This is a genomic window from Limnohabitans sp. Jir61 (assembly GCF_003063545.1).
Taxonomy (GTDB): domain Bacteria; phylum Pseudomonadota; class Gammaproteobacteria; order Burkholderiales; family Burkholderiaceae_C; genus Limnohabitans.
Map to the genome: position 1 here is coordinate 30,819 of NZ_NESD01000004.1, position 13,527 is coordinate 44,345.

Annotated in this window: 13 protein-coding genes and 2 tRNA genes; 12 read left to right on the forward strand and 3 right to left on the reverse strand. The window is 53.4% G+C overall.

Features of this window, described 5'->3' with window-relative positions; translation table 11 throughout:
- Positions 1–53 precede the first annotated feature (53 nt).
- From B9Z35_RS11495 to B9Z35_RS11510, 4 genes are read left to right on the forward strand one after another with little or no spacing between them, the layout of a single operon-like run.
- Positions 54–773 (forward strand): Crp/Fnr family transcriptional regulator, encoded by a 720-nt coding sequence (locus B9Z35_RS11495; protein ID WP_108283859.1) that lies wholly within the window; start codon positions 54–56, stop codon positions 771–773.
- A gap of 13 nt (positions 774–786) precedes the next feature.
- Positions 787–1,869 (forward strand): phosphotransferase, encoded by a 1,083-nt coding sequence (locus B9Z35_RS11500; RefSeq protein WP_108283860.1) that lies wholly within the window; start codon positions 787–789, stop codon positions 1,867–1,869.
- 26 nt (positions 1,870–1,895) lie between these two features.
- Complete coding sequence (locus B9Z35_RS11505; RefSeq protein WP_108283861.1) at positions 1,896–3,158, forward strand: acyl-CoA dehydrogenase family protein; 1,263 nt, start codon at positions 1,896–1,898, stop codon at positions 3,156–3,158.
- A gap of 9 nt (positions 3,159–3,167) precedes the next feature.
- Positions 3,168–3,872: a glutathione binding-like protein gene (locus tag B9Z35_RS11510; protein ID WP_108283862.1), complete on the forward strand. Its 705-nt coding sequence runs from the start codon at positions 3,168–3,170 to the stop codon at positions 3,870–3,872.
- Here the strand turns inward: B9Z35_RS11510 and B9Z35_RS11515 are convergent.
- Positions 3,869–5,131, reverse strand: coding sequence for a VCBS repeat-containing protein (locus B9Z35_RS11515; RefSeq protein ID WP_108283863.1), 1,263 nt, complete (start codon positions 5,129–5,131; stop codon positions 3,869–3,871). The two genes, B9Z35_RS11510 and B9Z35_RS11515, sit on opposite strands and share 4 nt — an antisense overlap.
- 102 nt (positions 5,132–5,233) lie before the next feature.
- Between B9Z35_RS11515 and B9Z35_RS11520 the strand changes: the two genes are divergently transcribed.
- Together B9Z35_RS11520 and B9Z35_RS11525 are read left to right on the forward strand one after the other, a co-directional pair.
- Positions 5,234–5,794 (forward strand): hypothetical protein, encoded by a 561-nt coding sequence (locus tag B9Z35_RS11520; protein WP_146178991.1) that lies wholly within the window; start codon positions 5,234–5,236, stop codon positions 5,792–5,794.
- A 98-nt stretch (positions 5,795–5,892) separates the two neighbouring features.
- Positions 5,893–6,873 (forward strand): hypothetical protein, encoded by a 981-nt coding sequence (locus tag B9Z35_RS11525; RefSeq protein WP_108283865.1) that lies wholly within the window; start codon positions 5,893–5,895, stop codon positions 6,871–6,873.
- A 16-nt stretch (positions 6,874–6,889) separates the two neighbouring features.
- Here B9Z35_RS11525 and B9Z35_RS11530 read toward each other — a convergent pair.
- Positions 6,890–6,966: transfer RNA gene (locus B9Z35_RS11530), tRNA-Arg, on the reverse strand.
- Positions 6,967–7,009: 43 nt separating this feature from the next.
- Positions 7,010–7,086, reverse strand: a tRNA-Pro gene (locus B9Z35_RS11535).
- Positions 7,087–7,172: 86 nt separating this feature from the next.
- Between B9Z35_RS11535 and B9Z35_RS11540 the strand changes: the two genes are divergently transcribed.
- Genes B9Z35_RS11540 through B9Z35_RS11565 form a run of 6 tightly spaced genes read left to right on the forward strand, consistent with a single transcriptional unit; the run spans position 7,173 to position 13,487 of the window.
- On the forward strand, positions 7,173–8,102 hold the full coding sequence (locus B9Z35_RS11540) for a LysR family transcriptional regulator (RefSeq protein WP_108283866.1): 930 nt from the start codon (positions 7,173–7,175) through the stop codon (positions 8,100–8,102).
- Between the two features lie 54 nt (positions 8,103–8,156).
- Positions 8,157–9,599, forward strand: coding sequence for an FAD-dependent tricarballylate dehydrogenase TcuA (gene tcuA, locus B9Z35_RS11545; protein ID WP_304481760.1), 1,443 nt, complete (start codon positions 8,157–8,159; stop codon positions 9,597–9,599).
- On the forward strand, positions 9,586–10,758 hold the full coding sequence (gene tcuB / locus B9Z35_RS11550; RefSeq protein WP_108283868.1) for a tricarballylate utilization 4Fe-4S protein TcuB: 1,173 nt from the start codon (positions 9,586–9,588) through the stop codon (positions 10,756–10,758). Before tcuA ends, tcuB begins: the two co-directional genes overlap by 14 nt.
- Before the next feature lie 16 nt (positions 10,759–10,774).
- On the forward strand, positions 10,775–11,749 hold the full coding sequence (locus tag B9Z35_RS11555) for a tripartite tricarboxylate transporter substrate binding protein (protein WP_108283869.1): 975 nt from the start codon (positions 10,775–10,777) through the stop codon (positions 11,747–11,749).
- Positions 11,750–11,770: 21 nt separating this feature from the next.
- On the forward strand, positions 11,771–12,562 hold the full coding sequence (modA, locus tag B9Z35_RS11560; protein ID WP_108283870.1) for a molybdate ABC transporter substrate-binding protein: 792 nt from the start codon (positions 11,771–11,773) through the stop codon (positions 12,560–12,562).
- A 7-nt stretch (positions 12,563–12,569) separates the two neighbouring features.
- Complete coding sequence (locus tag B9Z35_RS11565) at positions 12,570–13,487, forward strand: CoA transferase (RefSeq protein WP_108283871.1); 918 nt, start codon at positions 12,570–12,572, stop codon at positions 13,485–13,487.
- The last annotated feature ends 40 nt before the right edge of the window (positions 13,488–13,527 follow it).

Here is a 13,527-nt window from a genome sequence, read left to right on the forward strand (position 1 = left end):
GTGGGTCTCCAGAGTGACAAATTCTTACTTTCAGGTCACACAAAAGACAGGCTATGGACGATCCTATTCTTAACATTGAAGAACGCGAGGCAATCAACGCAGGACGTTGGTTCTCTTCTCTTTCACCTTCACTAAGACACGACATTCTTCGATGCGCATACGTCAAACGATGCAAAGACAGCGACTTGATTGCAGCTCGCGGCGATCCAGCCGAAGAGTGGATGGCGTGTGCGCGTGGCGCAGTTCGCGTGAGCTCTACCTCTTTGTCGGGCAAGCAAATCACCTTCACCTATGTGGAGCCGGGCATTTGGTTTGGCGACGTGGCGATTTTGGACGGGGACCGTCGCACACACGATGTTTACGCGCATGGCGACACCACCATTCTTTGCGTGGCCAAAGCAGACTTTCAAAAAATTCTCAGCCAACACGTAGAGTTCTACGAAGCCATGCTGCGTTTGCAAGCCCGTCGCATTCGTCAGCTGTTTGGTTTGGTGGAAGATCTCAACACACTTCCCTTGCGTTCGCGTTTGGCCAAACAACTTTTGCACTTGGCACGCAGCTATGGCGTACAGAGCTTGACCAATGCACAAGAAGTACGCATTGGCTTGCACTTAGCACAAGAAGAATTAGCGCAACTCTTGGGTGCATCACGCCAACGTGTGAACCAAGAACTCAAAGCCATGGAGCGAGAAGAAGCCATTCGCATCGAGCCGGGTGGCTTGGTCATTCGCAACCGCGACGCTTTGCTAGAAATCAGCGAAGCCGACCACTGATAGGCGCCCAAGCATGAGCCGGGATGACACACACAACGCCCAGCCCATGCCAATAGCTCACAGCTTAGACACCGCGGCACTCACAGCATGGCTTAGCCAGCATCTGCCTGGCTTTGAAGGTCCCATATCGCTCGAGGTGTTCAAGGGCGGGCAATCCAACCCCACTTACCAACTCATCACGCCTCGCAAGAGCTATGTGATGCGTACCAAACCTGGCCCAGTCACCAAGTTGCTGCCATCGGCTCACGCTATCGAGCGCGAGTTCAAAGTGATGCAAGGCTTGCACGGCACAGAAGTACCTGTACCGCAAATGCATGTCATCTGCGAAGACGAGTCCATCATTGGCCGCGCTTTCTACGTGATGGAGTATGTGCAAGGCCGTGTGCTTTGGGATCAAACCTTACCCAGTATGGCGAACACCGAGCGCTCGGCGATCTATGACGAAATGAATCGCGTCATCGCCGCTTTGCACACAGTCAAGTTTGCAGAGCGAGGACTCGAGAACTACGGCCGCCCCGGCAATTACTTTGAGCGTCAAATTGGTCGCTGGAGCAAGCAATACGTCGCTTCCATCACACAGCCCATCGACGAGATGGACCAGCTCATGGCTTGGCTACCGGCCCACATGCCAGCAAGCGCACGCGATGCCAGCAAAGTGAGCATCGTGCATGGCGACTATCGCCTCGACAACTTGATGTTTCATCCCACCGAACCACGCGTACTGGCGGTGCTCGACTGGGAGCTGTCCACACTGGGCCACCCGCTGGCCGACTTCAGCTACCTGTGCATGGGCTGGCATATTCCGCCAGGCACCTTCAGGGGCATTGGCGGTGTGGACATAACCGCACTGGGCATTCCTAGCGAAAGTGAAAACATCCACCGCTATTGCGACCGTACTGGCCTAGCTACACCCGCTGACCTGAAAGCCGACTGGAACTTTTACCTCGCCTACAACATGTTCCGCATCGCAGCCATCTTGCAAGGCATTGCCAAGCGCGTCGAAGCTGGGACCGCCTCTAGCGAACAAGCCAAAGTCAACGGCGCTGGTGCGCGCCCCATGGCCGAGTTGGCGTGGAAATTTGCACAACGAGCCTAAAAACAAAAAAGACAAGGAAAATAAAAATGAACTTCGACTACAGCGACAAAGTCAAAGGTCTCCAAGCACGCTTGCTGGCCTTCATGGATGAACACGTCTACCCCAACGAACAACGCTTTTTTGAAGAAATTGCCGCCAACCGTGCCAAGGGAAATGCATGGATTCCCACCGAGTTGGTGGAAGAACTCAAGCCCAAAGCGCGTGCCGCAGGTTTGTGGAATTTATTCATCCCACACAGCCCACGCGTACCCGATGGTTTGAGCAACTTGGAATACGCCCCCTTGTGCGAAATCATGGGTCGAGTACCTTTTGCCGCCGAAGTGTTCAACTCCTCCGCTCCCGATACGGGCAACATGGAAACCTTCGAGCGCTATGCCAGCGAAGCACTGAAGGTGCAATGGCTTGAGCCTTTGCTGCGCGGCGATATTCGCTCTGCCTTTTTGATGACCGAACCAGCCGTAGCATCTTCAGACGCCACGAACATCCAATGCAGCATCGTGCGCGAAGGTAATGAATACGTCATCAACGGAACCAAGTGGTGGAGCTCAGGCGCAGGAGATCCACGCTGTGCCGTTTACATCGTGATGGGCAAGACAGACCCCACTGCGCCTAAGCACGCGCAACAAAGCATGGTGGTTGTGCCTGCCAACACACCGGGCGTGAAAGTGATTCGCCCCTTGAGCGTATTTGGCTATGACGACGCACCCCACGGCCACATGGAAGTCACCCTCACCAACGTGCGTGTGCCAGTTGAAAACCTGTTGCTGGGTGAAGGCCGTGGTTTTGAAATTGCCCAAGGCCGCTTAGGCCCAGGCCGCATTCACCACTGCATGCGCTCGATAGGCGCAGCAGAGCGCGCGTTGGAATTGATGTGCAAACGCCTCAACAGCCGCGTTGCATTTGGCAAACCTTTGTCAGCGCAGGGTGTGTGGCATGAGCGCATTGCAGAATCACGCATCAAGATTGAACAAGCGCGCTTGCTCACCCTCAAAGCGGCTTACATGATGGACACCGTGGGTAACAAAGAAGCTCGCGCAGAGATTGCCATGATTAAGGTGATTGCCCCCAACATGGCCAGCCAAATCATTGATTGGGCGATTCAAGCACATGGCGCGGCAGGCATCTCGGATGACTTCCCATTGGCCTACGCCTATTGCACACAACGCTGGTTGCGCTTGGCAGATGGTCCAGATGAAGTGCACCGCCAGTCCATCGCTAAACTCGAACTCGCGCGGCACATCGCCACTGCACCACAGCATGTAGACATGCCCATCACACGCGGCAGCTAAGGAACACAGATGATCGACGTTTATTCATGGCCTACGCCTAATGGACACAAAGTTCACATCATGCTCGAGGAGTGTGGCTTTCGATTGGGACGCGACTGGCTCGCACACCCCGTCAACATTGGTCAAGGTGACCAGTTCAAGCCGGAGTTTTTGAAGATCAGCCCCAACAACAAAATTCCGGCCCTCGTCGATCCACACGGCCCCGGTGGCAAACCCATCAGTCTGTTTGAATCAGGCGCCATTTTGTTGTACCTCGCTTCCAAGACGGGCAAGCTGCTACCCAAGAGCGACCACGCTAAATTTGAAGTGCTGCAATGGTTGATGTTTCAAATGGGTGGAGTTGGCCCCATGCTGGGCCAAGCTCACCACTTTCGCATCTACGCCCCTGAGAAGATCGACTACGCTTACAACCGCTATACCAATGAAGCCAAACGCTTGTATGGCGTGATGGATAAGCGTTTGCAGACCAGTAAATTCATTGGCGGCAATAGCTACAGCATTGCCGACATCGCCATCTTTCCATGGCTTCGAAGCTGGCAAAACCAAGGCATTGATTGGACCGACTACCCTCACCTCAAAGCTTGGTTTGATTTGATTGCTGCTCGACCAGCCGTGCAGCGTGGTGTACAGGTTTTAGCTGATTTGCGCAAACCTTTGCAGGACGACAAAGCGAAAGAGGTTTTGTTTGGTTCAGGGCAATACCAAAAGCGCTAATGAATTGTCGATAACGCAACGCTTAAGGCGTTGCATCGATTACCCGTACAACCTGCGTCATATGCTCTGAAATAGCCAGAAGTTAACTTAAATAAATCTGGCACACCGTCTGATGAAGACGCACTAATCAGTGCAGATTGGGGCTGCGGTTCTTGTTTGACGTGGAAAATTGTTGGATTGCTACTCTCGTTCAGAGTGAACCTCGAGATGCGCATCGAAAGTGGGCTTGACTTACGCGCAAGATAAAAATGTGCGACTCCAGCATCAACGCTTGAATAAACATCCGTCAATGTTGCAACATCAATGATGCCTTCAAACAATTTAGCTTGGCAGACGGAATAGCGCGGAGAACTGCCAGGACCTAGATCCATCAACCAAGCCAAAGAGCTATCCGACCCCAGAATCAAATCTTTGCGGTTATTTGTTGTCGGTACAACTCCCACATAGTTCACAACGGCAGGAATCGCACTTAGCACATTGTTGCCGGTGCAATTGTTATTCAGGTTGCGCGCTATCAACTTGCTTGTGTTGCGCTGCACAGGGAACGTCACATGCCCATTGGAGACGCTGCCTAGATAAACCTCGGGCTCTCCGCCGACAGAATACGGCAGACTTGAACTAGAGGTTGAATTGCTAACGATAAGATCCATATAGCCATCTGCATTGATATCCAAAGCTGCTGCAGATTTGCCATCCACCATGAATCCCGATGTTTGACGGACGTAAGACCCGTTGGGTTGACTCAAAAATAGCAATTGTTCAACTGGCTGCGATGTCTTCGCGCAAGCTAAGTAGACATCGGGTTTTCCGTCCAAATTGAAATCTGTCGTGATTGCATATTGACTGGACACACAGGCACTGCCATTGTTGTTGGCACGACTCAGAATTCGGTCACTGTCATCCACCCAACGAGACTCCGAAGACTTCCATCTCAGAAAATGGACTTCACCCGCTTGTCCAGATGAATTGTTGAAAACCACGAAGGCTGAAAACTGACCTTCTTGGAAAAAATCACCAAATGTCACGGAGATCGGACTGATATTGGAAACAAACTTGTCTAATTGCGTTCTATCAAGACGTGCATCGTTTTTATTTTCATAGGACGTCCCATTCACAGAGAGCGCGGCATAAATTGGCCATGAGTCCACGAGCTGGGGCCCACTGCTAACAACCGAAGAACCTGAGCCGGAGCCACCCCCACCGCAGCCTATCAAGGTTGCGGTGAATGACAGCATCAGCGCTAAAAGTATGTTCTTCATCCTGCCTTTTGTATCGACCTAAGATCGCTTTACTTGACCCATAAAAACGACGCAGAACAAACTGATAAAGTTACCCCTGTTGCAACCGAATACAAAGACGTCATGTTTAAAAAGTTTTTCCTGCTCGCCTGTTTACTCCTGTCGGTCTGGACAGGCGTGCTTGCGCAAGATAAGCCAACAGCATCACGCGCCTTATTGGCCCGCCCTCCGCAGTCTGGTGCAGAGCCTATGCTTCAGCTAGGCCCCAAAAACCGCCCCTATACCGAGATCATGGTGCACACCACCAAACTTGATTACTTTGACTGCAATGGCATCGTTGCACCTTGGTTTCGCGAGTTGGTGGTTGCTGAAATGAATTACTTCGCTGAGTTATCTGATCTGCCGTTTGTCAAAGGTGATGCCTGTGTCGTGAGTATTGGCACGGACCGAAGCCTGACACCAGGCCGCATCAACATTCATCTCTATGTCAACCAACAGCGTTTGACCGCATGCATTCGTAATGAGCAATGCCCTGTATTTCGCAGCATTAGCCTGATCCCTAAAGACAAAGTGCTTTACCGCTCGTACTTCTTATCGGATATGTCACGAAAGCTGATTTCTCAGCAATGCGTCACTGACAAAGGTAAGTTGTACCCTGATACAACTTGCTACTCCGTTCCCTGAGGCTTTTTTGCCCGCGAGGCTAAAGCCTCCCCTTGAACAGTCGATCTTCTAGGGATATGCGTTTTTCTTCCTCCACACTTCTCGCTACAGCTCTTGTTTTGGCAAGCCTTATCGGCACGCCAGCGCTGGCGAACGACCCTCCTAAAAAACCTGCGGCAAAAGAAGAACCGCCGAAGCCTAAATTCGACTATGTCGAAGAAGAAGGCGAGTTAGGTCGTGGCGGCTACATCTACAAGCGGGTCGCCAAACCAAAGTTTGAGGAGCCCAAAGAAGTTCCTAAAGCAGAACCTAAAGAAGCGCATAAGCCCGAGGCCAAAGACGCCCACGGGAAAAAAGACGAGCATGGCAAGCCTGATGACCATGGCAAGCCCGACGACCATGGAAAAAAAGACGATGGCCATGGTGCGCCTAAGAAAGAAGAAAAAAAGGATGATGGCCACGGTGCCCCACCTAAAAAAGAAGAAAAGAAAAAAGACGACGGCCACGGCGACCCAAAAAAGGACGCTAAAAAGGATGATGGACATGGAGGGGGACATGGCGGAGGCCATGGCAAAGACGCTAAAAAACCTGTAGTCCCTGCGGTTAGCGCGGTCTATGACCCCGCCATCATCAAGCTCGATGGCAATAACCGCCCCCTCACACCGGTCATGTTCACGAACAAGTTTGCAGACTACTTTGTGTGCCACAAAACCATCAAGACCAAGTTCAAAGAAACAGTCTTGGCCGAGATGAACACCTTTGCCGACCGCATGGGCTTGCCACATGCGCAAGACATGCCCTGCATGATCAAGATTGCCAAGGCCAACACCAAGTTCCCAGGTGCGGTCTACATCGAGTTTTACACGGATGTCAAAGCGGAAAAAGAATGCATCAAGATGGGCGAATGTGGCTCAACACGCCTTTTGATGCTGTTTCCCAAGGACAAAACGGGCTTACACAGCAAAGACCTGTACCGCTCATACGTGCTGACAGACGAAAAGAAGTTTCGCCGTGCCAACTTCTGTGTGAGCCCAGATGGGCAGTTCTTGGGTGAAAAGCATTGCTATGTCGCGCTACACCCGGACTGGCTGTTCAATTAACAGCTGCTTGTAAAAATGGCCTGTCCGACAGGAATCGAACCTGTGACCCACAACTTAGAAGGTTGTTGCTCTATCCAACTGAGCTACGGACAGAAATGAAAAAAGGCCTCGAAAAACGAGGCCTTTTTTACTTTTATGGTCGGGGCGATAGGATTCGAACCTACGACCCTCTGGTCCCAAACCAGATGCGCTACCAGGCTGCGCTACGCCCCGATACAGCTATTGTAACCCGCAAATCGCCCGTTTTCTGAATCCACCACTAGGAAAATCTTGTGACCGTCTTCATTCACAATTGAACCGTGAAAATTGACTTTGATGGCATCCAAGCCTTCGTGGTGACCGCTGAGCTCGGTGGCTTTAACAAAGCCGCCGAACAACTGCACATCACGCAGACCGCACTGACACGCCGCGTGCAAAAACTCGAAGCCTATCTGGGCTTAAAACTACTCGACCGCACCACACGGCGCGTCGAGATGACCGCGGTTGGTCGTGACTTTTTGCCCCAAGCACGCGCCATCGTGAATGAGATGACCTCAGCCGTGGGACGTCTCAAAGACATGTCTCAACACGCCAAAGGCAACTTCACTCTCGCCTGCGTGCCCAGCATGGCCGCACACATGCTGCCGCAGTTGATTCGCCAATATGCCGACGTATGCCCAGGCAACCGCATTCGTCTGTTAGATGCTGCCTCTTACGAGGTGCGCCAAGCCGTGCTCAACCATCAAGCTGAAATTGGCATTGCGGTCAATGGTGAAACACACCCTGATTTGGTTGAAACGCCGCTATTTGACGATCCTTTGGTGTTCATATGCCGTGACACCCACCCGCTCCAGGGCAAAGACTCAGTGACTTGGGCTGACATGCGCGATGCCGATTTGATTGTGGTGAGTAACTTCATGGCCACGCGCGTGTTCATGGACTACCAGCTGGCTAAACACGGGATTCGTCTCAATGGCAGCTATGAGGTGCAGCACCATGCCACAGCGATCAACTTAGTTGCAGCAGGCGTGGGTTGCGCCATTTTGCCCTCCTCCACTTTGCTAGAGGGCGATCGCTCTCATGTGCGAAAAATCACGTTGACTGGCCCTGTGGTCAAACGCAAAGTGGCTTTGCTGCACCATAAAAACACCAGCCTATCGCCTGCGGCGCAAGCCTTTTATGAGTTGATTCAAAAAGCGCACCTCAAAACCAAGACATCGAAAACCCAATTAATGCGTAAAACGAAATAATCAGCGCATATATTTCACTTCTCAATATAACTGTTTCATCCGACACTCTTGGGCATGACAAACCAAGCAAGTATGAAACAGCCTGATGTGCTGGTGATTGGTGGCGGCAATGCTGCCCTGTGCGCCGCACTGATGGCAGCTGAAGCCGGCGCCTCGGTTTTGATGCTCGAATCAGCCCCACGCGAATGGCGTGGTGGCAACTCTGGCCACACCCGCAACCTGCGCTGCATGCACGATGCACCGCAAGACGTGCTGGTCGATGCCTACCCAGAAGAAGAGTATTGGCAAGACTTGCTCAAGGTCACAGGCGGCATCACCAACGAAAAGCTCGCCCGCTTGGTCATTCGTGCCTCTGCCACTTGCCGCGATTGGATGCGCAAGCATGGTGTGCACTTCCAACCCCCACTCTCAGGTGCCTTACATGTGGCACGCACCAATGCGTTTTTCATGGGTGGTGGCAAAGCTTTGGTCAACGCGTATTACCGCAGTGCCGAAAAGCTAGGGGTACAGATTCGCTACAACTCGCCCGTCGACAAACTCGAGATTGACAATGGCCAATTCTTTGCCGCCTATGTAGGCAACGAACGCGTCACGGCCAAAACTTGTGTGCTGGCAGCCGGCGGCTTCGAGTCCAACCGCGAATGGCTGCGCGAAGCATGGGGCCAAAACGAGCGCGGCGAATGGCCTGCCGACAACTTCCTGATTCGTGGCACGCAATTCAACCAAGGTGTGTTGCTCAAGCATATGCTCGCGCACGGCGCAGACAGCATTGGTGACGCCACGCAAGCCCACATGGTGGCGATTGATGCACGAGCCCCGTTGTATGACGGGGGCATTTGCACACGCATTGACTGCGTATCTCTGGGTGTGGTGGTCAACCGAAACGGCCAACGCTTCTACGACGAAGGCGAAGACTTCTGGCCCAAGCGGTATGCCATTTGGGGCCGTTTGGTAGCGCAGCAGCCAGGGCAAATTGGCTACTCGATCATCGATGCCAAGGCGATCGGTCGCTTCATGCCCCCCGTTTTCCCCGGGGTGCAAGCCAACACCTTGCCAGAGCTGGCTCAAAAACTCGGCTTGCCCGTAGACACCTTCATGCAAACGCTCAACGATTACAACCATGCGTGCCGTATCGGCACGTTCGACCACACCAGCTTGGATGATTGCCACACCGAAGGCGTGAACCCGGCAAAGACTCACTGGGCTCGCCCCATAGACACGGGGCCGTTCTACGGCTATGCCTTGCGCCCCGGCATCACATTCACCTACCTAGGCCTCAAGACTGATGAAACAGCCGCTGTGCGATTCAATGATGTGCCGAGCAACAACCTCTTTGTGGCGGGCGAAATGATGTCTGGCAACGTACTGGGCAAGGGCTACACCGCAGGTGTCGGTATGTCGATTGGCACCGCATTTGGCCGCATTGCAGGCACGCAAGCAGCCAAAGCTGCCCAAGCTGCTCTAGCTCCCAAGGAGGCCGCACATGCAAATGCTTGATGCCCTCACCCGCGATGCACTCGCATTGGCTAACGGCGAAGTTGTATTGTCTGGCCCTGAGACCGAAGTGGCGCGACAGCTGCAAATTTGTAATGCCTGCCGCTACTGCGAAGGCTTTTGCGCGATGTTTCCGGCCATGACCCGACGCTTGGAATTTGGCAAAGCTGACATCCATTACCTCGCCAACCTGTGCCACAACTGCGGCGCTTGTTTACATGCTTGCCAATACGCCCCGCCACATGAGTTTGCGGTGAACGTCCCCCAAGCGCTGGCACAAGTGCGCGGACAAACCTATGCCGACTATGCGTGGCCACCCTCCTTTGGCGCGCTTTACAAGCGCAACGGCCTCACAGTGTCGTTGGCATTGGCTTTAGGCTTGTCGCTGTTTTTATTGCTGGCCTTGCAGCTCAACGGCACCTTGTTGTCAAACAACTTGAGCGGCAACTTCTATAACTTGTTCCCGCACAATTTGCTGGTGAGTTTGTTCGCCCCTGTGTTCTTGTTTGCGGCTTTGGCGCTCACATTGGGTGTGCGACGTTTCTGGCGTGACATCACACCAGCCACCAGCGGTGCTGCACTCAGCGCGCCTGCAACCAGTGAAGCCACTCATGACGTGTTGCGTTTGAAATATTTGGATGGTGGTCACGGTGAAGGCTGCAATAACGAAGACGATGCATTTACCCTATCTCGCCGTCGCGCACACCACCTGACCTTCTATGGTTTTATGTTGTGCTTTGCAGCGACCAGTTTGGCCACGTTGTATCACTACGCATTTGGCTGGGTCGCACCTTATGACCTACCCAGCTTGCCTAAAGTCTTGGGTGCTATTGGCGGTGTGAGCTTGTTGCTCGGTACGGCTGGTTTGTTCAAGCTGAATTTGCAACGCCACCCGATGCACGGCGATGCCGCACAGAAGCCAATGGACTTGGGTTTCATTGCCTTGCTGTTTCTTACCAGCTTGACCGGCTTGGCACTATGGCAAGGTCGAGGCTGCGAAGCGATGCCGGCATTGTTGGCAATTCACTTAGGCGTGGTGATGGCCTTGTTTGCCACCCTGCCCTACGGCAAATTTGCCCACGGTATTTTTAGAACCGCAGCCTTGCTTCGTTTTGCTGTGGAAAAAAGACAACCCAACCCCATCGGTGTGGGTAGCGAATAACTTGAAGGAGACAACCATGAACAAACGTCATTTCATCAACGCATCCGCCTTGCTGGCGCTGGGCCTGTCTGCGCTCACGACGCACGCTCAAGAGTTCCCGCCTAAGAAAACTATCACCATGGTGGTGGGCTTTGCAGCGGGCGGCGCAGCTGATACAGCAGCACGCATCATCGCCAAAAAGCTCGGCGACAACATTGGCGCTTCTGTGGTGATCGATAACCGCGGTGGTGCAGGCGGCAACATTGCACATCAGTTTGCAGCCAACGGCCCAACTGACGGCAGCACGATTTTGTTTGGGTCGGTGGGACCGCTCACCATTGCGCCGCACATGATGAAAGTACCTTACGACCCTGTGAAGGACCTCTCCCCCATCACGATGGGTGTGAACTTCCCCAACGTGTTGGTCGTGCATTCAGGCACGGGTATTAAGACTTTTGCCGAGTACATCGCTTACGCCAAAAAGAACCCAAACAAGCTAGACTACGCTTCCACAGGCCCCGGCTCAGCCTCTCACCTCGCGGGTGAATTACTAGACGACATGGCCGGTATCGACACCGTGCACGTACCCTACAAAGGCGGCGCGCCTGCTTTGCAAGACTTGCTGGGTGGTCGAGTTGCGGCTTACTTCTCAACTTATTCAACGTCACAGGCCTACATCGAAACAGGCAAGCTCATTCCCCTGGCCAGCACCGGCGCACAACGCTTAAAGCAACTCCCAAAAATCCCCACTGTGGCAGAGTCTGGCTACCCTGGTTTCAGTGCGACCAACTGGTACGCGTTTGTCGCATCCTCCAAAGTACCTGCACCGATCTTGGACCGTTGGAACACAGAACTAGTCAAAGTGTTGAAGTCCCCCGATGTGGTGGAGCAACTCAACAGCCACGGCCTCACGCCGCAACCCAGCACACGCGATGAATTGGCGAAATATATCGCCAAAGAGTCTGCCACGTGGGGCCGTGTGATTCGTGAACGAAAAATCACAGGCGAATAAAAAATCAAACGGAGACAACACATGAGATACCCACACAACATCACTCGTCGCCTACTGCTTGTTGGCCTTGGTTTATTCCTAGCGGCATCGCACATTGCGCAAGCGGCGGAGATTCGCGTCATCACCTCAGGCGCGTTCACCGAAGCGTATAAAAAACTTGTGCCTGAGTTTGAAAAACAAACTGGACACAAGGTCATCAGCTCATTTGGCGCCTCTGTCGGCAACGCACCAGACTCCATCCCCACCCGCTTCTCACGCGGTGAAAAGTTTGACTTGGTCATCTTGTCAGACGGTGGCTTGGAAGCCTTGGTTAAAAACGGCAACGTCATCAAAGGCAGCCGCGTGGACTTGGTGCGCTCACAAATTGGCGCGGCCGTTCGCAAAGGCACGCAAAAGCCTGACATCAGTACCGTCGAAGCTTTGAAACAAACCTTGCTCAATGCCAAATCCATTGCTTACTCGGCCAGCGCCAGTGGCACCTATTTGTCGACTGAGTTGTTTCCCAAACTAGGTGTGGCTGAGCAACTCAAAGACACCGCCAAGAAAATCATGAGCGAGCGCGTGGGTGCTGTCGTAGCTCGCGGCGATGCTGAACTTGGATTCCAACAGGTGAGCGAGTTGATTTATTTCAAAGAACTCGACTTCATCGGCACCCTGCCCGAGTCAGTGCAGCAAACCATCTTCTTCTCCGCAGGTTTGGTGGAGGGTTCAAGCGAGCAAGACACTGCTAAACAACTGATTAAATTCTTTCAATCCCCCGAAGTGGCTGAGACGATTCGTCAAACCGGAGTAGACCCCGTAGCCGCCCGATAATGGGGGCATGACTGCTGCACACCACACCTCATCGTCTGCCGCCCCCCTCAAAGGGGTGCGTGTTCTTACTCTCGCTTTGAACCTGCCAGGCCCAGCCGCTGTCATGCGGTTGCAGGCCATGGGCGCGAAGTGCACCAAGCTCGAACCACTCGCACCTAGTGGCATGAGCACCTCGGACCCGATGGGCATCTACAAACCCGCAGCCTACGAGGTAATGCACAAGGGCTTGAAGGTCATGCACGCTGATTTGAAATCTGAGCGCGGCCAAGCGGCGCTGCACAAACAGTTGGCGCACACCGATGTGCTGATCACCTCCTTCCGCCCTTCAGCTTTGATCAAGCTAGGACTAGCTTGGAAAGAACTTCACAAGCGCTACCCCGCCTTGTGCTTGGTGAGCATCGTGGGCGCCCCTCGTGAACGCGCGGAAGAAGCTGGGCATGACCTGACTTATCAAGCCGACAGCGGATTGGTAAACGGTCTTGAAATGCCGCCCAGCTTGTATGCAGACATGGGTGGTTCTTTGTTTGCCACAGAAGCTGTGCTGCAAGCGTTGTTGTTGCGTCAGCGCCCAGGCCGCACCTTTGGCAAAGGTGTGTTCCATGAAGTGGCTTTGAGTGAAGCCTCGGCCTATCTCGCACTGCCTCGCACATGGGGTTTGACGGTGCCTAGCGGCGATGTAGGCGGCGCACATGCGGGCTACAAGATCTACCCCTGCAAAAACGGCCGAGTAGCCGTGGCCGCTCTTGAACCCCACTTTGCAGCTCGTCTGTGCGACGCGGCAGGCTTGGGCAAAGATGCAGCCAAGCAAATGCACAAGCGCAGCACACATGAGGGCATTGCCACATTCTTTGCCTTGCAAACGCGTGCACAGCTCGACAAGCTGGCCAGCAGCAAAGACATTCCGTTACACACACTGCCACGTTAGTCAAAGCGATCACACCCTGGCCATAGGCATGACTGCTTAA